The sequence below is a fragment of the Sandarakinorhabdus oryzae genome (assembly GCF_009733735.1).
In the GTDB taxonomy this organism is placed as follows: Bacteria; Pseudomonadota; Alphaproteobacteria; order Sphingomonadales; family Sphingomonadaceae; genus Sandarakinorhabdus; species Sandarakinorhabdus oryzae.
In genome coordinates this window covers 1-575 of the sequence record NZ_WNJP01000410.1, presented here as the reverse complement: position 1 = coordinate 575, position 575 = coordinate 1, and the positions used below count along the sequence as shown (strand labels likewise).

Sequence of the window (575 nt, the reverse complement as noted above, 5' to 3'; positions counted from 1 at the left end):
GTCGCCGGCGCTGAGCTGGGCCCGCGCCGACGTGGTGCGCGCCGACTGCGCCAACCCGGCCTGGACGCTCTATGTGCCGATCGATCAGCCGGTGGGCCCGGCCAGCCCAGCCGCCAGCCGCCCCAGCATCAGAAGGGGTGACCGCGTGCTGGTCGAAGCCGGCGGGCCGGGCTGGGCGGTGAGTATCGAGGCCGAAGCCGAACGCGATGCCGACGGCAACCGCATTGCGCTCAAGGGCCCCGCCGGCCGCCGCTTCACCGGGCGGATCGAGGAGGGCGGACGGGTCGTGCTCGCGCGCTGAAACGCGCGGCAACGAGGAGGGTGAGGTGATTAAAGCGGCATGGTGAATGGCCGTTAACGGCGTTGGCCCCGACAGGCGCGACGGAAAGGACAAGATGATGATCGATGGCATTTCAGGCGGTGGCGGCCCGATCCGGGGCCCGATCGGCCAGCGCAGCCCGCCCGTGGAAACCGCTGGGGCCGACAGCGCGCGCAGCCTGCGCCACGTCGCGCCGGGCAATGATATTTCCACCGCCAGGGGCGGCCGCGCCGCGCTGGTGGCGGAACTCGCCGCC

Annotated in this window: 1 protein-coding gene and 1 pseudogene; both read left to right on the top strand. The window is 72.5% G+C overall.

Going from position 1 to position 575, the window contains the following annotated elements; all coding sequences use genetic code 11:
* Positions 1–301: pseudogene (locus GJ693_RS17350) on the top strand (hypothetical protein); the annotation flags it as partial.
* A gap of 46 nt (positions 302–347) precedes the next feature.
* A partial coding sequence (locus GJ693_RS16595; RefSeq protein ID WP_156257293.1) for a hypothetical protein occupies positions 348–575 on the top strand: 228 nt, incomplete at its 3' end.